21 protein-coding genes and 2 pseudogenes are annotated in these 16,586 nt (G+C 58.2%); 14 read left to right on the top strand and 9 right to left on the bottom strand.

Translation table 11 applies throughout. The annotated features are described in order from the left end of the window. The first annotated feature begins 2 nt into the window (after nt 1–2). The gene (locus KIG99_RS15495) at nt 3–590 is read left to right on the top strand and encodes a superoxide dismutase (protein ID WP_226460963.1); all 588 of its coding nucleotides are present in this window, start codon (nt 3–5) and stop codon (nt 588–590) included. Nucleotides 591–1,062: 472 nt separating this feature from the next. Here KIG99_RS15495 and KIG99_RS20790 read toward each other — a convergent pair. The 3 genes and pseudogenes from KIG99_RS20790 to KIG99_RS15485 form a co-directional block, all read right to left on the bottom strand. Continuing rightward, nucleotides 1,063–1,164, bottom strand: a pseudogene (locus tag KIG99_RS20790) (hypothetical protein); the annotation flags it as partial. An 18-nt stretch (nt 1,165–1,182) separates the two neighbouring features. After that, nucleotides 1,183–1,365 (bottom strand): hypothetical protein, encoded by a 183-nt coding sequence (locus KIG99_RS20890; protein ID WP_404817887.1) that lies wholly within the window; start codon nt 1,363–1,365, stop codon nt 1,183–1,185. Nucleotides 1,366–1,409: 44 nt separating this feature from the next. Further along, nucleotides 1,410–2,396: an AraC family transcriptional regulator gene (locus tag KIG99_RS15485; protein ID WP_226460962.1), complete on the bottom strand. Its 987-nt coding sequence runs from the start codon at nt 2,394–2,396 to the stop codon at nt 1,410–1,412. A gap of 110 nt (nt 2,397–2,506) precedes the next feature. Here KIG99_RS15485 and KIG99_RS15480 point away from each other — a divergent pair, with 110 nt between their 5' ends. Continuing rightward, complete coding sequence (locus tag KIG99_RS15480; protein WP_226460961.1) at nt 2,507–3,340, top strand: NmrA family NAD(P)-binding protein; 834 nt, start codon at nt 2,507–2,509, stop codon at nt 3,338–3,340. A 414-nt stretch (nt 3,341–3,754) separates the two neighbouring features. On the opposite strand, the gene KIG99_RS15475 is transcribed toward KIG99_RS15480, so the two are convergent. Beyond that, the gene (locus KIG99_RS15475) at nt 3,755–4,885 is read right to left on the bottom strand and encodes an NADH-dependent flavin oxidoreductase (RefSeq protein WP_226460960.1); all 1,131 of its coding nucleotides are present in this window, start codon (nt 4,883–4,885) and stop codon (nt 3,755–3,757) included. Between the two features lie 228 nt (nt 4,886–5,113). Here KIG99_RS15475 and KIG99_RS15470 point away from each other — a divergent pair. Both KIG99_RS15470 and KIG99_RS15465 read left to right on the top strand, forming a co-directional pair. Then, nucleotides 5,114–5,236, top strand: a pseudogene (locus tag KIG99_RS15470) (IS200/IS605 family transposase); the annotation flags it as partial. 212 nt (nt 5,237–5,448) lie between these two features. Continuing rightward, nucleotides 5,449–6,336 (top strand): MBL fold metallo-hydrolase, encoded by an 888-nt coding sequence (locus KIG99_RS15465; protein WP_226460959.1) that lies wholly within the window; start codon nt 5,449–5,451, stop codon nt 6,334–6,336. Between the two features lie 159 nt (nt 6,337–6,495). On the opposite strand, the gene KIG99_RS15460 is transcribed toward KIG99_RS15465, so the two are convergent. Beyond that, on the bottom strand, nt 6,496–7,083 hold the full coding sequence (locus tag KIG99_RS15460) for a TetR/AcrR family transcriptional regulator (protein WP_226460958.1): 588 nt from the start codon (nt 7,081–7,083) through the stop codon (nt 6,496–6,498). 163 nt (nt 7,084–7,246) lie between these two features. Between KIG99_RS15460 and KIG99_RS15455 the strand changes: the two genes are divergently transcribed. Beyond that, complete coding sequence (locus KIG99_RS15455; RefSeq protein ID WP_226460957.1) at nt 7,247–7,627, top strand: winged helix-turn-helix transcriptional regulator; 381 nt, start codon at nt 7,247–7,249, stop codon at nt 7,625–7,627. 336 nt (nt 7,628–7,963) lie between these two features. Here the strand turns inward: KIG99_RS15455 and KIG99_RS15450 are convergent, their stop codons facing one another. Then, nucleotides 7,964–8,449 carry a winged helix-turn-helix transcriptional regulator gene (locus KIG99_RS15450; protein ID WP_226460956.1) on the bottom strand — a complete coding sequence of 162 codons (486 nt, stop codon included), beginning with the start codon at nt 8,447–8,449 and terminating at the stop codon, nt 7,964–7,966. A gap of 271 nt (nt 8,450–8,720) precedes the next feature. Here KIG99_RS15450 and KIG99_RS15445 point away from each other — a divergent pair, with 271 nt between their 5' ends. The 9 genes from KIG99_RS15445 to KIG99_RS15405 all read left to right on the top strand — a co-directional run bounded on the left by KIG99_RS15445 (nt 8,721) and on the right by KIG99_RS15405 (nt 14,981). Beyond that, on the top strand, nt 8,721–9,704 hold the full coding sequence (locus tag KIG99_RS15445; RefSeq protein WP_226460955.1) for an MBL fold metallo-hydrolase: 984 nt from the start codon (nt 8,721–8,723) through the stop codon (nt 9,702–9,704). Between the two features lie 8 nt (nt 9,705–9,712). Next, the gene (locus tag KIG99_RS15440) at nt 9,713–10,606 is read left to right on the top strand and encodes an alpha/beta hydrolase (protein WP_226460954.1); all 894 of its coding nucleotides are present in this window, start codon (nt 9,713–9,715) and stop codon (nt 10,604–10,606) included. A gap of 48 nt (nt 10,607–10,654) precedes the next feature. Next, complete coding sequence (locus KIG99_RS15435) at nt 10,655–11,065, top strand: hypothetical protein (RefSeq protein WP_226460953.1); 411 nt, start codon at nt 10,655–10,657, stop codon at nt 11,063–11,065. Between the two features lie 62 nt (nt 11,066–11,127). Then, entirely contained in the window at nt 11,128–11,541 is a 414-nt protein-coding gene (locus KIG99_RS15430) for a tautomerase family protein (RefSeq protein ID WP_226460952.1), read from the top strand. A gap of 15 nt (nt 11,542–11,556) precedes the next feature. Next, complete coding sequence (locus tag KIG99_RS15425; RefSeq protein ID WP_226460951.1) at nt 11,557–12,174, top strand: flavin reductase family protein; 618 nt, start codon at nt 11,557–11,559, stop codon at nt 12,172–12,174. A gap of 78 nt (nt 12,175–12,252) precedes the next feature. Beyond that, a complete protein-coding gene (locus KIG99_RS15420; RefSeq protein WP_226460950.1) occupies nt 12,253–12,732 on the top strand; it encodes an alpha/beta hydrolase in 480 nt (159 codons plus the stop codon). An 80-nt stretch (nt 12,733–12,812) separates the two neighbouring features. Then, nucleotides 12,813–13,505, top strand: a complete 693-nt coding sequence (locus KIG99_RS15415) for a nitroreductase (protein WP_226460949.1) — start codon at nt 12,813–12,815, stop codon at nt 13,503–13,505. A gap of 525 nt (nt 13,506–14,030) precedes the next feature. Beyond that, on the top strand, nt 14,031–14,600 hold the full coding sequence (locus KIG99_RS15410) for a hypothetical protein (RefSeq protein WP_226442835.1): 570 nt from the start codon (nt 14,031–14,033) through the stop codon (nt 14,598–14,600). 15 nt (nt 14,601–14,615) lie between these two features. Beyond that, entirely contained in the window at nt 14,616–14,981 is a 366-nt protein-coding gene (locus tag KIG99_RS15405) for a hypothetical protein (protein ID WP_226460948.1), read from the top strand. 7 nt (nt 14,982–14,988) lie between these two features. Here the strand turns inward: KIG99_RS15405 and KIG99_RS15400 are convergent, their stop codons facing one another. From KIG99_RS15400 to KIG99_RS15390, 3 genes are read right to left on the bottom strand one after another with little or no spacing between them, the layout of a single operon-like run. Next, nucleotides 14,989–15,519, bottom strand: a complete 531-nt coding sequence (locus tag KIG99_RS15400; protein WP_226460947.1) for a chorismate--pyruvate lyase family protein — start codon at nt 15,517–15,519, stop codon at nt 14,989–14,991. After that, nucleotides 15,519–15,962: a DUF192 domain-containing protein gene (locus KIG99_RS15395; protein WP_226460946.1), complete on the bottom strand. Its 444-nt coding sequence runs from the start codon at nt 15,960–15,962 to the stop codon at nt 15,519–15,521. Before KIG99_RS15395 ends, KIG99_RS15400 begins: the two co-directional genes overlap by 1 nt. Next, nucleotides 15,955–16,530 carry a pseudouridine synthase gene (locus KIG99_RS15390; RefSeq protein WP_226460945.1) on the bottom strand — a complete coding sequence of 192 codons (576 nt, stop codon included), beginning with the start codon at nt 16,528–16,530 and terminating at the stop codon, nt 15,955–15,957. The genes KIG99_RS15395 and KIG99_RS15390 overlap by 8 nt, the downstream gene beginning before the upstream one ends. Nucleotides 16,531–16,586 lie beyond the last annotated feature (56 nt).

Here is a 16,586-nt window from a genome sequence, read left to right as displayed (position 1 = left end):
CAATGGAACATCAACTGCCCCAGCTGCCTTTCGCCAAGGATGCCCTGGCCCCGCACATGTCGGCCGAGACCTTTGACTATCACTACGCGAAGCATCATCAGGCCTATGTCACCAACCTGAACAACCTGATCAAGGGCACCGAATACGAAAACCTCGACCTCGAAGCCATCGTCAAGAAGGCGCCGGCTGGCGGCGTGTACAACAACGCAGCCCAGGTCTGGAACCACACCTTCTTCTGGAACTGCCTGACCCCGAACGGCGGCGGCGCTCCGAAGGGTGCCCTGGCTGACGCGATCAACGCCAAGTGGGGTTCGCTCGACGCTTTCAAGACCGCCTTCCAGACCTCGGCTGTCGGCAACTTCGGTTCCGGCTGGACCTGGCTGGTCAAGAAGGCCGACGGTTCCGTCGACATCGTCAACATGGGCGCCGCCGGCACCCCGCTGACCACCGGCGACAAGGCCCTGCTCTGCGTTGACGTATGGGAACACGCCTACTACATCGACTACCGCAATGCCCGTCCGAAGTTCGTCGAAACCTACCTCGCCAGCCTGGTGAACTGGGCTTTCGCCGAAAGCAACTTCGCCGGCTAAACGCCAGATTCAAGCTTGAATCCAAAAGCCCTGCGGCAATACCCGCAGGGCTTTTTTCATCTCCGGATCACGCCGGCAAAAACGACAAAAACCGGTGGTCGACCGCTATTTCAGGATAAAAAACTCGTAAAACGAATAATAAAATCGTAAATTTTGGGGCCACTACGAACGAAAAATTCGTAAAAACGAGTTTGAAAGAAAGAGGGAGCATTTGGCTCCCCCTTTTCATTGTGCAGTCACTCAACACCGGCCACACCTCGAGCATTGCGGCCGTTGGGCTGAAGAGATCGACCGGGCAGCAATTTGTCCGCTTACCTACCGTTCATGCTCAGGGGAAAGCATACGGCGGCTTTCCTGTGTAACCATCCCTCGGCAGAGTCGGGGGCTTTCAATTTGTGAGCCGCTCAAAGCGGCATTACGGGGTTGCTCCGAAGCCCTCGATCTTGCAATCGATGCCGTCCACGGCCTCGACCTAGCGAACATTCTTGACCCTGATGCTCACCTTGACCAAGGCCAACCAGTCCTTGGGCTTGAGGTTCTTGACCAAGGTGACACTGCCGCCGTCGGCCAGGACATTGCCGAAGGCGCCCCTTCAGACCTTCGTGTCCTCGATGGCCTCGGCCAACGCGGCATTGATCCGCTCCTGGGCGCATTCGGGGCAGATATAGAGCTCACTGCCTTCGTAGGTGAAGGCGGACCAGCATTGGGGGCTGGCGGGCAGGCCAGGGGCACGTTGCGAGGAATATCGTGCGCACAGGAGCGCGAAGGCCGACACTGTACCCCCTCACAGTTGTCAGCACCCGGTGTCCGAACTTCGGATCAGGCCACCTGGACCCGGTACGGGCTCTGCCGGTCCGCGACGTCCTGCTCGCGGAACTGGCGCGGCGACTGGCCAGTGGTGCGTTTGAAGACCTTGGAAAAACCGAAAGCGTCCTGGTAGCCCACGGCCTGCGCGATCTGTTCCAGCGACAGCCGGGTGTCAGCCAGCAACTGCATGGCCTTCTGCATGCGCAGGGTGCGCAGGTAGTTCAGCGGCGAGTCGCCCAGGGCGTCGCGAAAGCGCTTGGCCAGCGCCGAGCGCGACAGGCCGGCCTGCCGGCCCAGTTCTTCGAGCGTCCAGCTATGGCCGAGGTTGCCGTGCATGAGTGTGAGCACCTGGCGGATCGGGCGGTCGGCGATGGCGTGGTGCAAGCCCGGTGCGCCGGGGTTTTGGCGCTGTGCAATCTCGCGCAGGGCAAAGGCGAACAGTGCGTCAAGCAGACCCAGGGTGGCCGAGGAGGCGCCCAGTCCTCCGTCGCCCAGCTCGCGGTCGAGCAGGCCGATGGTCAGGGACAGGGGAGAGAGCGGGGGCAGAGAGTGGCCGCGCACCACGAACCACGGTGGCAGGCTGCGCAGGAAGGGATGCAGCGGGTCGTGCCAGAACTGGTAGGCGGCACTGATGACTTGCGCGGAGGCCTGGGTAGCCGGGTTGTCGTCGGCCCCGGCCCTAGAGGACGGTGCTCCGTCTGCCAGACCAGCGCCTGCAAATGGTGCGATCATCATCGTGGTGCAGTGCGTGGGCGTTGTGCGGTCCAGCGATAGCTGGTGCGCGCAGCCGCGCGCCATCAACACCAAGTCGCCGGCCTGCAGCGCCAGCGGCTCGTCCAAGTTGGTCGCGTGCACGAAAGCGCGGCCTCGCGTGACTGCGTACAGGCCGAAGCTGCGGTCACAGGGAAAACGCAGCGCCGTCTCGAGCGTGAGCGCGTGCAGGTCAAGCTGGCGGCGCCGGAGTCCGGCGACATGAAGAATGTCTGAGAGTATGTCCATGGTTTCCATTATATGGACGATTAGACATGAATTATGGAATTTCATGCATTCAGGGCCTTTCATCAACGGTGCACACTGAAAGCCTTCTCAACCACAAACAGGAGTTTTGCATGACTACCACCCTCGTAATCGGCGCCAATGGCCAGAACGGTTCCCCCCTCGTTGACCTGCTCACCGCCCAGGGCCAAACCGTGCGCCGCGCCACCAGCCGCACCCCCACCCAGGTCGGCGAGGTGCACCTCAACCTCGTCACCGGCGAAGGCCTGGCTGCGGCGCTGGCCGGCGCCGACCAGCTGTTCTTGTTGGCACCTTCCGGCTTTTCCAACCATCACGAGTTGCTGATACCCGCCATCGACGCCGCCAAAACCGCCGGTGTGCGTAAGGTGCTGCTGATGTCCGCCATGGGCGCCAACGCCGACGACAGCATCCCGCTGCGCCGTGCCGAGTTGCACCTGGAGCGTTCGGGTCTGGCCTGGAACGTAATCCGCCCCAACTGGTTCATGCAGAACTTCCACACCTTCTGGCTTCAGAGCATCCAGACCCAAGGTCAGATCCTCTTGCCAGTAGGCGCCGCAAAGGGCAGCTTCATCGACACTCGCGACGTCGCGGCCGTGGCCGCCAAGCTGCTGAGCAGCGACGACTTCGTGAACCAGTCGCACGACCTGACCGGCAGCGAGGCGCTCGACCACACCCAGGTAGCGGCGATCCTGTCGAAGGCCGCAGGCCGGACAATTGGCTACACCGACGTTCCCGAAGATGCAATGCGCCAGGGCCTGCTGGCCGCGGGCCTACCGCCGGACTACGCTGAGTTCCTGCTAGCAATCCTGAGCGCATTCAAAACTGGCTATGCCGAGCGCACTACCGACGCGGTGCAGCGCATCACCGGGAAGGCGCCAATCCGACTGGAACAGTACGCGCAGGAATTCAAAGCCCACTGGGCCTGAACAGCGGCCGGGGGTCGGAAATCTGTTCGCCGCGCCAGCAGGTGCGGTCAGAATTCCATTCAACCCTGGCCCGAACTTGTTTTACTTGGGAAAACCACTACTGGCGGTTACCAAGGCAGGCATCAAGGTTCTTATGGGTGTTAACCTGCGAGGCGCGATCCCGGTGATGCTGACCATCACCACGGCCAAAGTTGCCATGGTATAGCTGAGCCTGGGGTTGGGCCATCTCGTCTCGGTTCAGCTTGCGCAACAAAATTGAGCGTCGTAATAGTGGCTGATAACTCGGCACCGTTCGTCCAGAACTTGTCGAAGGGCAGCACGCCCATGCCAGCAGGTCCTGGCATGGGCGTGCTGGCTCACCACAAACGGATCAACCTAGTCAGACATTTTTTAAGGGTATCAATAGGCACCTTTTTACTGCTTCAGAGGAATCCAGCCCTGGAAGCCCTGAATGATGGCCCATAGCTTCTGCGGAAGCTTGATCGCCGGAAGCTTCGCAGGATCAAGCTCAACGTCCACCTCCTGGCCCTGCTGAACACGGCTTACCCAGTCCGGGTTGACAATCAACCCCCGGCCAATCGCAACCATCGATAACCCGGCATCCAGCGCTCGGCTGGCATGGTCGGGGGTCAGGATGCTGCCGGCGGCGAGCACAGGAGCCCGCTTGGCAACTCGTTCGACGATGCGGCTGACGATAGATTGCCCGTCAGGATCGTCGATAGGCCGGTCTGTCAACAAGTTGGCCAGTGAGATGTGAATGTAATCGACACCCAGTTCCAACAGTTGGTCGACAAAGCCCAGCGTCTGGTCAATGCGATAGCCTTCGTCGCCAGGCTCTTCCGGCGAGAGGCGGACACCGATGGCAAACGGTCGATCGGCATGCTTGGCAATCACACGCTTAACCTCCGCGACGACGGCCAAGGGAAACCGCATGCGGTTTCCCAATGATCCGCCCCATTCATCGGTGCGGGTATTAGTGGCTGGAGAGAGGAAGTTTTGCAGCAGGAAACCGTGAGCACCATGCACTTCGATCCCGTCGAAACCTGCCTCGATACCACGCCGTGTTGCCTCACCGAACGCCTTGATCATCTCCACGACCTCATCACCCGTTAGGGCTCTCGGCGTCAGGGGCGCAACGAAGGGCGTGGCTTTTGTTAGAACAGCGCTTGAACTTACCACATCCCCGCCAGGAATGAGCTGTGGCAGTGCCTTGTTGCCGGCATGAAAAATTTGCAGCAAAGCCGGCGCACCACCACTCTTTGCTGCATCAGCAAGCCGCTTGAGGCTTGGGATGAAACTATCGTCGGCAGCGGAAAATTCGTGCGTAAAACCGATTCCGTTGGCGGTCACCTGGGCGCAACCGCTAATTACCATTCCTACGCCTTTAACACGGAGCCTGTAGTACTCCTCCTCTTCCTCCGTGATCTGGAAATCGTCGGTGCCCGACCATGTAGTCATGGGCGACATCACCACGCGATTGCGCAAGGTGATACCCGGGCGGAGATCGAAGGGGTGGAACAAGGGATTGGCATGCAGATGAGACATAAAAATAGACTCCATGAGGGGTATAAAGCCATCATGGTATATATAGTAAATCTGGTGTCAATTAGGCACCTTAAATCGCTTTGGTATATCAGAGGAAACCACCCAGATGTTGGCTGCAACTCCATTTTTTGGCTTCCGTTGGCGATCGCGTCAAAAGGTTCGCCGCCCCCTTTCAGATATCTACACTTGATTTCTCAACCTCGTTTTCTGCGCAAAAAGCCGTACTAAGGAAATCATTTCTGGGCGCGTGGCTACTACGTGGATACGGCAGGACTGAACAGCGAAATGATTCAGAAGTACGTAAAGTTTCAAAAAAAGGAAGAACTGCGGCAAGAGCAACTCCAGCTTGAACCGAGGGTCGGCCCTTCTCAGAAGGTAGTTCGTTCACCTCCGCCTTACTCCATTTTCATAGACCAGAAATGTCTACCAGACCGGCCGGAGGCAATCCATTGACCTTAATTTGGTGTCTGTCGAATTGGCAGCAAGCCATAGACCTTGACATCATGAACCGATCGTTCCACAATGATTTTGGTTAAAACGATTATTCAGAAAGGTATATGCATATGAACATAAAAGAAATTGTCAAAAACCTCCTAGTACTTTGCACCATTCTTCTCGCAGCCGGAACAGTTTCCGCCAACCAATCAGCCAAAGTTTTCGATCTAACTTTTCACATATTCACTTCAGAAGACGATGGATTTTTTGATAACTCGGTGATTGTTGAGGGAGATAAAGAACTACTGCTGATTGACGCGCAACTTACTCGAGCGAATGCGATTAAGGTCCTCGATTTGATACGATCGCTCAACAAGAATCTCAAGCAGATTTATATTACTCACGAGCATGCTGACCATTTTTTGGGCTTGGAGGTATTCAAGGACGCTTTTCCACAAGTGGAGATATTAGCTAACTCCAAGGTCGCGAACCGTATAGATGAGGTATACAAGGCTAAGCTTGAAAAATGGCATGGGATATTGTCGTCAAAGGCAGCCACCCGTGAAGTCCCCATAACTAGATACGATGGAGACCAACTCAGTATTGAAGGTACACAAATCGAGATTCATAAACATCTTCAGGGGGACACTGATGAGAACTCCTACCTTTGGTTCCCCAAAGAACGTGTCGCGGTAGTCGGTGACATGGCCTATGACCAAATGCACGTCTATACCGTAGAAACTACGCCTGAGAGCCGAAAAACCTGGGTTCAAAATCTCGATACGCTTGCAAAGCGAAACCCTAAAATTGTCATTCCAGGGCATAATTTTCCGAATAAAAAAATTGACGCCTACAGTGCGATTTATTTCACAAAACAGTATCTTTTGGTTTTTGAAGAAGAACTTTCCAAATCAAGCAGTCGAGCCGAATTTCAAAACCGCATGAAAATACAATATCCAGATGCAGAGCTTTTCTTTAGTGTTGAAAGAGCCTCCGCTAAGTTTTTTAATCAATAACCTTTATCACACATTACACTTTTCAATTTAACGAACAAAGCAACCATCGCCAGAGTGTCAGGCGACGGTTGCCAAAGTGGAACTCCAGCTTGCCTTAACGACATCTCCAAACACGACCAATCGGTGAAGATTAAGCCCCCATTTATTTGCGGCTATTGTTTATGTATGGCCTTGAGGCCATGCCAACATTGCAACGTCAATAAGACGGGCAAGCGTCTGGCTAGTAGCTCCGACTGAAGGTAGGTTTACGATTGCTTGCAGTATTCCAAAGTAATACCAAGCCAGTAGATTCAGATCGACATTCTGCTCGATCTCACCCTCTAGCTGCCCACGAGTCAGAATCTCCATAAAGATCTGCCTCTGCTGGCACGCCGCAGCGTTAGCGGCTAGCTTTCCTGCGGCAGTTAGGTCTTCTTGCTCCGCGTTACTGCGTGATATCAGGCAACCAGGAGGGCGCTTTATCTTAGATTCCGTCGGAAGAAACTCACGTAGCAATGCTTCTACGCTCGCTTTGGAGGTGTGTGCTCGGGTCGATCTCATTCGCGTCAATACGCGGTCGGTATACAACTGGAGAGACTCACTGAAGAGCCCGCCCTTATCATGAAAGCGCTGGTATAGGCTTGATCGAGACAAACCAGTCGCCTCGGTCAGATCGCTAACAGATGCATTTGCGTACCCATGACGCCAGAAAACACCCATCGCCGCTTTTAGTACTGCAATTTCATCATATTGCGGTTTACCGCTCATAAATCCTCCGCCAACAAATTGGAACGATATCTCTTTCTCATGCCCCAGCTTACGACATACGATTGATTGTGAACAGCCTCTTAGAGCACTAGTGTTCTAGCGTTTTGGTATAATATATATACCAAGCATCATGAAATAGCCTTTTCTCGTACAGGAGAAAGCCGTGAAACGTCCGATATTAAATTTAGAGCCACAGTGCTTTTCTTCAGACTGCCCAAGCAGAGCTTTGTTCGATCAGATTGCTGACAAATGGTCAATGATGGTGTTGGCTGTTCTAGACGACGGTCCACATCGTTTTAACGCGATCAAGCGCCGGCTGGAGGGCGTCACCCAGAAAGCGCTGACTCAATGTCTTCGTCGCTTGGAGCGCAACGGACTGGTTTCCCGTCAAGTGATTTCGTCGCCGCTCGCTGTTCAATATGAAATCACGCCGCTTGGGAACACTTTGCAGCAACCATTTCGACAACTGCATGCGTGGACACTGGAGAAGCTTCCGTTGGTCGAAAGCGCTCGGAGCGCATTCGATCAACAGAATTTGCCTTGAGTCGCTTCACAAACGGTCGCTCTCTATTAGTCCGCCCTTGACGGCGAGAGCACCGTGATCCCGCGAAGGGAACAGCAAGACCACCTCATGCCATCCCCACGCTCACCTGCCTTCGGCAAGTGCGCAGCACGCGCAGGCCCACGAGGAGCTGAGCCGCACCGCCGGGCGCAGAAAAACTGGGCAGAACCCTGCATGTATTTGGCCGCGCAGTTCCACGCTTGCCAGTCAAGAATGAACTGCGCGCGCTCAATGCGCCCCAACTAACACAGGGCCAAAGCCGCCCTGGAGTGAATAGCTTTGCCCTACATGATGTATGCCATGACGCAAAGATTAGTACTAATTAGCGATTGCGTTCTCGTCGTCGGCGCTAAGTTCGTCCAATACTGAGCGCGCCGGACGCGGTGCACCGAGATGCAGGTAACGTAGTTCATCCATAAGGGCACTCCAAAGTGAAGGTCCGCCCTTTTCCAGCAGTTCCGCGCGCAAAGCCGCCTCCTTGCTTGGTTGCGTATGCCGAAGGCCCCAGGCAGCCATCTGTGCGAGCAGAGGTACAAGCTGTATGGCCGCTTCCGTGAGGCTGTAGATTCCTTTCTGCTGATGATTCGGATCCGGAGATCGTGTCAGCAGGCCAGACGCGGCCAAGTGCTTCAGCCGGCTGGCGAGGATGTTCGAGGCGATGCCTTCCTCGTTTCTCTCCAGCAAGGCGCCATAGCTACGCCTGTTCCCGAACATGACATCGCGGATAACGATCAGGCTCCAGCGGTCGCCGATCTGCTCAAGCGTCAGGTTGATCGGGCAGCCCGATCGTCTTGTTTGTTGCACAGCGATTCTCCTTAAATTTCCACTTGCATTATGCAAGTAGTGTGGATATTATTCAACCACTTGCACAATGCAAGCACTTTAAAGATCCTGGCGGATCGACAGAGGAATCGAACATGCGTGTGGCTTTCATCACGGCTTACGGCGGCAATTCGGTAGTCCGGGTGGCCGCAAGGGTGGCAACAACGACATGGCGCGATGAGTTGGCGTTTCGCTAAAGATCATTACGTATGTACGTACATACCTCACTACACACAATGGTTAGGAAAACACTATGAAATTCACCACTATCCTTTCGCGTACCGTGCTCGCGGTATCGTTAGCATTCGCCGGCACTTTCGTTGCTGTAGCACCGGCCCAAGCTGCAGCGCCGATGCAGCACAAGCAGGTTGCGGGCTTCTATCGCGCGATGATTGGCGACTATGAAGTCACCGCCCTCCATGACGGCAGCGGCGCCATAGACTCCAGCCTCCTGCATGGCGATCCGGCGCTCATCCAGTCCCTCCTGGCGCGCTCCTTCCAAAACGATCCCAAGCATGTCTCGGCCACCGTCCAAGGCTACCTGGTCAACACCGGCTCCAAGCTCGTCCTCATCGATACGGGTGCTGGCGGCCACTGGGGTGGCCCCACGCTGGGCAAGCTCGTGCAGAACCTGAAGGCCTCCGGCTACAAGCCGGAGCAGGTTGATCTGGTGCTGCTGAGCCATCTTCACGCTGACCATACTGGCGGCATATACAAAGACGGGAAACGCGTCTTCCCGAAGGCGACCGTGATGATGAAGAAGGCCGACGCCGACTTCTGGCTGTCGAAGGAAATCACCGCCAAGGCCCCGGAAGACGCAAAAATCTTCTTCAAGGTGGCACAGGATGCCGCCGCGCCTTACATCGCTGCCGGCAAATGGAAGCCGTACGAAGGCCTGGACGAAATCGTCCCCGGCATCGCACCGTATGCCATTCCCGGCCATACGCCCGGTCACACCGGCTACATGATTTCCTCAAAGGGTCAGTCGCTGCTGGTCTGGGGCGACACCGCTCACGTCCTCGCCGTCCAGATGCCGCACCCGGAAATCGGCATCGTCTTCGACTCAGACGGCCCGACGGCCATCAAAACGCGTGAAGACCTTCTGGTGAAACTCGCCGCGGACAAGACGATGATTGCCGCCGCCCACATGCCGTTCCCGGGCCTGGGCCGTATTCGCAAGGCCGACACCGGCACTGGCTACGACTGGGTACCCGCAACTTTCCTCAACCTGAAGTGAGGTGAACCATGGCCTACGACTCATCTTCCGCCCGCAAGCTCCGCGAGGCGATGTTCGCCTTCGACTTTGCGTATCCCGTACGCACCATCGAGACGCTCCGCGTCGGCATGGAGGCAATTTCGCAAGCAAACCCGCCGGCGGCTGACCTGACCGTCGAGCCGACCGAGCTCGGTGGCGTAGCCGCGGTGGCGATTACGGCGCCCGGCGCGTCCAAATACCGAGTCATCTACCATTTCCACGGTGGTGGCTGGGTGGCAGGCTCTCCGGCCTCGCATCTGGGCATGCTTGGAGAGCTGTCTCGAGCGGCAAAGTCCCAGGTCATCGTCCTGGACCACTCCAAGGCACCCGAGCACCCATTCCCGGCGTCCTACGACGAGTCGATCCGGGGCTACGAAGCAGTGCGTGCGCTTGGCAAACCGTTCGCTGTGACAGGAGATTCCAGTGGCGGTGGCATGGTTCTCAACGTTCTTGCCTACGCGTCCTCGAAGGGCCACAAGGACGCGCGAGCAGCGCTACTCATTAGCCCATGGGCAGACTTAACGCTGACGCTGCCCTCGTTAACGCAGTTGGCCGACCGCGACCCAATGGTCAACGCGGGCGCGATGCGGGAGATGGTCGAGGCTTACGCTGGCAACCACGATTTGAAGGATCCCCGCATCTCACCCATGTTCGCCGACATGCACGGTTTTCCTCCACTGCTCATCCATGTCGGAAGCGACGAAGTGCTTCTCGACGACGCGCTTGAAATTGACCGAAGGGTGCGCAAGGCCGGCGGCGAGTCGCACCTTGAGGTCTGGCCGGAGATGCTGCACGTCTGGCACATTCAGACTGGCTCTTTGCCTCAGGCACACGACGCGCTGCAGAGAGCCGGCGAGTTTCTCATCGAGCACCTCGAGAAATAGCACGCGAGCGCCCTCAACGAACACGTAGACACTAGATAGGAGATTGTAATGACTACTGACACCAACGCGCCGGGAACGGCATGGATGCAAATCGTCATGAAGAAAGGCACGAGCGAATTCGCGACGTCGTTCACCGCTGACGCCAGGCTTCAGACCTCAGCCCTCAGCAAGGCCGTGGTCGGCCCGACACTCATCGGAGCGTTCTTTGCCGCGACGAGCACGATGTACGAACACTTCGCGTTCACTGCGGAAACGGCTGACGGTGCGAAGACTTACCTTGAATGGGATGCCATCCACGCTGGCAAGCCGGTCGCCGGCACCACCATACTCACTCGGAATGAGTCTGGCCTCATCAACAACATCAAGCTCTTCCAAAGCCCGTTCGCCGTCGTTCGTGAATTCTCTTCTGGCCTCAAGGAGCGACTCGAAGGAACACTGGGTCAAGACTTCTTTAGCTAAGGCGGGAAGACAACAAACTTCATCGCCACATTTGACCAGAACAACACTACCGAGGAAACACCATGCCAATATTTCATGCCCACATTCCGGCTCAAAAGTTCTCTAGCGAAGAGAAACGGGCGCTGGCGGATGCCTTAAATCTCGCTCTTCATGAAGCCATGGAGACACCTATGGATGATCGATTCGTCATCATCAGTGAGCACAAGGACGACGAATTCTTCATCCATCCGACTTTTCCCAACTTGAAAAGATCCGACAGGCGCATGCTCATAATGGTAACGACCGGCACGAGCAGGACGGTGGAGCAGAAACGCAAGCTCGCGGAGTTGGTCACCCGATACGCAGTAGAAAAGGTTGGCATCAGCCAGGACGATGTCACCCTGATGATGTATGCCCTTCCCTTGGAGAGCATGAGTTTCGGCGGTGGCAAGCTGGTCTCTGACATCGACCTTTCCATGCCTTGGGTAAACAAGTAAGAAAGGGGTAAAGCGATGACCGACTGGCATTTCTACGAACCGGCGCAGGGGCATTCCCTGCGTCATGATCCGCTCAACGCCATCGTCGCTCCGCGACCGATCGGCTGGATCAGCACAGTCTCTAACGACGGCGTGCGCAACCTTGCGCCCTACAGCTTCTTCAACCTGTTCAACTACAAGCCGCCGATCATCGGCTTTTGCTCGCTTGGTGCGAAGGACTCGCTCGCCAACGCACGAGACACCGGCGAGTTCGTATGGAATCTGGCGACGCGAGAGCTCGCCGAGGCGATGAACGCCTCCGCGGCGATGGTGCCAGCGCACGTCGATGAGTTCGAGTTGGCCAAGCTGGAGACGCTGCCCTCTGCCAAGGTGCGGCCATCGCGCGTTGCGGCTAGTCCGGTGCAGTTCGAGTGCGTGGTCACCCAGATCGTGCAGCTGGAGGCAAAAGGCGGCGCGGCACTCCCGGCGTGGCTGGTGTTGGGCGAAGCAGTAGCGATCCACATTGACCGGCAGTTGATCAAGGACGGCGTGTACCAGACTGCGCAGGCGCGCCCGATCCTGCGCGGTGGTGGGCCGGCTGACTACTTCGAAATCGGCGCGGGACAGCTCTTCACGCTTGAGCGACCCGGTTGATTGACTTGGTATCGCACAAGATCGACGCCAGTCACTGTTGCGGCGTTGCCTGACATCTTTCTACAAGGAGCCCCCCCCGTGTTTCAACGTACCGATATCGCCTTCGAAGCCGAGGGCGGCATCACGCTGCGCGGCTGGCTCTGTGTGCCCACCGGCGGCACCGGCCCCTATCCAGCCATCACCATGGCGCATGGCTATGCCGGCGTGAAGGAGCACGGCCTGGAGCGATTCGCCGAGAAATTCGCCTCCAGCGGCTTTGTCGTCCTCCTGCACGATCACCGCAACTTCGGCGCCAGCGACGGCACGCCGCGCCAGGATATCGACCCGTGGCGTCAGATCGCCGATTGGCGGCGCGCGATCAGCTTCCTCGAACAGCAGGATGTCGTCGATGCGAAATGCATCGACCTGTGGGGCACGAGCTATTCCGGCGGCCACGCGCTCGTGCTCGGCGCAACCGAACGCCGCTTGCGCGCGGTCGTCGCGCAGGTGCCGACGATCAGCAGCTTCGAGCAAGGACTGCGCCGAACAGTTGCTGGCGCTCGGCATCCCGCTCCCTGACGAGGAAGCCTTCCTGACAGCCGGGGTGGCCATCCCGACAAACCCATAATCGCCTTTTTGAACGAGCCGCCTCCAACCCCATGACTACGCCAATCCAGCAAGCCGTCGATGCCGTCATCGCCAGCCGTTATTCCTGCCGCGCCTTCTTGCCCGACGAAGTTCCGCCGGAAGTGCTGAAGGACATCCTGACCGTCGCCGCACGCGCGCCTTCCGGAACGAACACCCAGCCCTGGAAGGTTTGGGTAGTCACCGGGGGAAGCAGGTCCCGCCTGTGTGCCAAAGTTCTCTCCGCGTTTGATGACCCGGAAGAAGCCGCCACACATACCGAGTGCTATCCGTACTACCCGGAGAAGTGGGTTTCCCCGTATATCGAGCGCCGCCGGAAAGTTGGTCTCGATCTTTATCGCCTAGTGGGCATTGAGAAAGGCGACGCAGCGCGCATGCATCAGCAACATGCCCGGAATTTCCATTTTTTTGATGCTCCGGCCGGGCTCATATTTACGATCGACAGGGTCATGGCGCAAGGTAGCTGGCTGGATTACGGCATGTTTCTCCAGAATGTAATGCTGGCAGCTAAGGCGCGCGGGATTGATACTTGTCCGCAAGCTGCTTTTGTGCAATTCCATCGAATCATTCGAGAAGATCTTGGAATACCGGAGGCGGAAACGATTGTCTGTGCGATGGCCTTGGGTTTCGGCGATGACAGTCGCCCCGAGAACACTTTACGTACGGAACGAGCGCCTATTGACGAGTGGGTACGATTCAACTCATGAAGAGTGGTTCGCCAGGCCTGTTAATGATGAGTCCGAGCGATCGCAAAAATAAACTGGACGATTGCTTATTTCCGTTAAGCGCCAAACCGCTGGCGTAGGCATTCCGGCCGGTTTTCATTTGAAGCGACCATTCCGATGACCGGTCGGAGATTCGGCGATCGCCCGCTACTGTGGCTGGGTTGAGCCAGAGTGGGAGTCAGTTCGCTCGCCGAATTGCGGTCATTGAGCGAGATCCATCGAAGTCTCCAGCATTCAAATTGGATGACCAGACCGATTGGCCGATTGTGGCCGGCGGGGTGAGGTCGCCAATGGCCGAGGAGCTATCACCGGCCAATCGCATTCTAAATACACTGGAATCTTCCGAGTTTTTTAGGAAAGGATACCCGCAGGACTTTTTTCATCTCCGGATCACGCCGGCAAAAACGGCAAAAACCGGTGGTCGACCGCTGGGCGAGCAAGAAGCGTATCGTGCACCGCACCGATCGGCCGTTCCGGCCGCCACCTTCGAGCGAAAGCAGGTCCGCCGTGAATCCCGCCAAAATCAACGCCCTTTTCGATGTCCTGCGCGCCGCCTGCGCCCGTCAGTTCGCCTTCAACCCGCGCCGGGTCACAGCCGGCATGCGCTACGTCGGCACCGAGGGGCACGGCAAGGATCTGGTCCATATCTTCCGCGATGCCGGCACGCATTCGCAGATCGTGCTCAACAGCACCTTCGCGACGCTGCGCGAGAAACACGGCGAAAAGCCGCACTGGACCGAGGCCGAGAAAGCGCACTACAAGAACACCGACGCTGAAATCGATGCCGAAATCGCCGCCCGCCAGGCCGAACTCGATTACACCTGCAGCAGCCCGCTCTATCTCGATCACCGCGCCGAGTTGCTGTCGCACTACAAGGACTGGCCGGCCTACCAGCCCGGCCCGAACCCGCGCGAAGCCGCCCGCGCCCTGATCGCCAGCCTCACTGAAGCCGCCGACCCGCGCCTGACCGCCTTTGCCGAACACATGCACTCGAACGACCCGGAGCACCTGGCGCACCTGCTGCTCGCGCCCTGCCATCTCGAACTGGAAGCCGCCAAAGCGGCCGCCGCCGCTTAAACCGGGAGCACGCGCATGGCCCAGGCAAAATCCTGCGAGCTCAGTCTCGCCGCCCAGACCACCGACGAACTGCTGCACGGCCTGGAAAAACTGCGGCAAAGCTGGAAGGAAAATCCGGCCGGCGTACCGAAAGGGCTGGCCTGCTCGGAGTCGAAGAGCGGCCAGTTCGTGCTGGTCGCCGCCGAATCGGCCTTCATCACCCTGCCCGGCGCCTGCGTCATCAAGGGCATCGGCGCCATCGAACTGCTTGGCGAACCAGCCTTTGAAGACGGCGACCATTCAAAAACCCTGGTTCTCAAGGCAACGCCAGAAGGCTGGCAGTTCTCGGTCAAGTTCATGCGCCCGGTCGTGCGCGAACGAAACGCCAAGCAATCCACCTGAGCGGCAGTCAGCCCAGGCGTTCGATCGCCGGCAGAAAGACCTCAGTGACGATCACCTGCTGCCCGCCCAGGCGATGCAGCGAACGGCGCGCCCAGAGATAGCGGCCGCAGGCACCGAGCGCCGCCGCCCGCCGATACAGCGGATGCCGGCTGTCGAGGCGGCGAAATTCGATATCACCACGGCAAAAGCCGGGATGGGCAAAAAGCAGCGAGCCGAGCGAACGGCTGCCCAGACGTGCCAGCCAGCGGCTCAGGCGGCCGCGGCCAGCGGTCGACAGCGTGGTATGGGCAAAAATCACCGGCACGCCGTCGCACTCGAGCGCCACTTCGCGCACCCAGGCCGGCTGGCGGCCCTGATCGAAGATCAGCCCTTCATCGGCAAGCGGCCGGCCACGCCCGTAGGCGAGCAGGCGCACGCGAAAGCTCGTGCTCAATCGCTGGCAGCGCGCCGTCAGCGAGGTCGGTTCGCTCAACCAGGAGGCCAGAACGGGTGAAACTGGCGCCTGGCCGAGGCCGGAACGCCAACGATTGCTGCGCATTACTGACCCCGCGGCGCCTTCTCGATGCCATTGAGGCGGGTGCCGGCCTTCAGGCCGCGCTGGGCGAACCAGCCGAGATTCATTTCCAGCGCGTAACTGGCCATCTTCTTGGCGCAATGGTTGTCCTCTGTTTGCGGCTGCATGTCCTCGATATTGATGATCTTGCCCTCGGCATCGAGAAAGGCCACCGACAACGGGATCAGCGTATTGCGCATCCACATGCAATAGGCGTTCGGCTGCGGAAAGACGAACAGCATGCCGCGCTGCGCCGGCATCGACTTGCGCTGCATCAGGCCGGTCTGCCGGTTCTGGTCGGTCGCGGCGACTTCGGCCTCGATGCGGTGAAAGCCGGCAGTCAGCTCGACGACCGGCATGGCCGTCTGCGCCAGCGCCGCGCCACTGAGCAGCAGGCCGAAAAAGACGGCAAATACGTTCTTATTCATGGAATGTTCCTTGCAAATCCTTGAGAGAGCCTTCGATGACGCGCCACTGGCCCAGCGGCAGGCCGGCCAGACCAACCCCGCCGATCGCGGCGCGGATCAGACGCAGCGTAGGATAGCCGATGGCGGCTGTCATTCGCCTGACCTGACGGTTCTTGCCTTCGGCAATGCGGATTTCCAGCCAGCGGGTCGGAATCGCCTGGCGAAAGCGGATCGGCGGGTCGCGCTGCCAAAGCCCGGCCGGTTCGTCGATCAGGCGAACTTTCGCCGGCTGCGCCGTGAAATCGGAAAGCTTGATGCCGGCGCGCAGGCGTTCCAGGTCGCTTTCCTGCGGCTCGCCCTCGACCTGCGCCCAGTAGGTTTTTTCCAGCTTGTGTTTCGGATCGGCAATGCGCGCCTGCAGCTTGCCATCGTCAGTCAGGATAAGCAGCCCCTCGCTGTCGGCATCGAGGCGGCCGGCGACATAAACGTCCTTGAGGCTGATGAACTCATTGAGCGCCCGCCATTTGCCCTCCGGCGTAAACTGGCTGAGCACACCGTAAGGCTTGTTGAAGAAAACGATTCTGGACACGGCGCGCAGCGGTCAACCCGGAAAAAGAGGGCAATTCTAGCCGAGCCGAACGCCCC

This window comes from Quatrionicoccus australiensis (assembly GCF_020510425.1).
Classification (GTDB): Bacteria; Pseudomonadota; Gammaproteobacteria; order Burkholderiales; family Rhodocyclaceae; genus Azonexus; species Azonexus australiensis_A.
This window is presented reverse-complemented; position numbering and strand designations above follow the sequence as displayed.

Bases quoted from the DNA above. Each gene is read 5' to 3' on its own strand.
- KIG99_RS15495 (WP_226460963.1), top strand. From the start codon at position 3: ATGGAACATCAACTGCCCCAGCTGCCTTTCGCCAAGGATGCCCTGGCC.
- KIG99_RS15485 (WP_226460962.1), bottom strand. From the start codon at position 2,396: ATGGACATACTCTCAGACATTCTTCATGTCGCCGGACTCCGGCGCCGC.
- KIG99_RS15480 (WP_226460961.1), top strand. From the start codon at position 2,507: ATGACTACCACCCTCGTAATCGGCGCCAATGGCCAGAACGGTTCCCCC.
- KIG99_RS15475 (WP_226460960.1), bottom strand. From the start codon at position 4,885: ATGTCTCATCTGCATGCCAATCCCTTGTTCCACCCCTTCGATCTCCGC.
- KIG99_RS15465 (WP_226460959.1), top strand. From the start codon at position 5,449: ATGAACATAAAAGAAATTGTCAAAAACCTCCTAGTACTTTGCACCATT.
- KIG99_RS15460 (WP_226460958.1), bottom strand. From the start codon at position 7,083: ATGAGCGGTAAACCGCAATATGATGAAATTGCAGTACTAAAAGCGGCG.
- KIG99_RS15445 (WP_226460955.1), top strand. From the start codon at position 8,721: ATGAAATTCACCACTATCCTTTCGCGTACCGTGCTCGCGGTATCGTTA.
- KIG99_RS15440 (WP_226460954.1), top strand. From the start codon at position 9,713: ATGGCCTACGACTCATCTTCCGCCCGCAAGCTCCGCGAGGCGATGTTC.
- KIG99_RS15435 (WP_226460953.1), top strand. From the start codon at position 10,655: ATGACTACTGACACCAACGCGCCGGGAACGGCATGGATGCAAATCGTC.
- KIG99_RS15430 (WP_226460952.1), top strand. From the start codon at position 11,128: ATGCCAATATTTCATGCCCACATTCCGGCTCAAAAGTTCTCTAGCGAA.
- KIG99_RS15425 (WP_226460951.1), top strand. From the start codon at position 11,557: ATGACCGACTGGCATTTCTACGAACCGGCGCAGGGGCATTCCCTGCGT.
- KIG99_RS15415 (WP_226460949.1), top strand. From the start codon at position 12,813: ATGACTACGCCAATCCAGCAAGCCGTCGATGCCGTCATCGCCAGCCGT.
- KIG99_RS15405 (WP_226460948.1), top strand. From the start codon at position 14,616: ATGGCCCAGGCAAAATCCTGCGAGCTCAGTCTCGCCGCCCAGACCACC.
- KIG99_RS15400 (WP_226460947.1), bottom strand. From the start codon at position 15,519: ATGCGCAGCAATCGTTGGCGTTCCGGCCTCGGCCAGGCGCCAGTTTCA.
- KIG99_RS15395 (WP_226460946.1), bottom strand. From the start codon at position 15,962: ATGAATAAGAACGTATTTGCCGTCTTTTTCGGCCTGCTGCTCAGTGGC.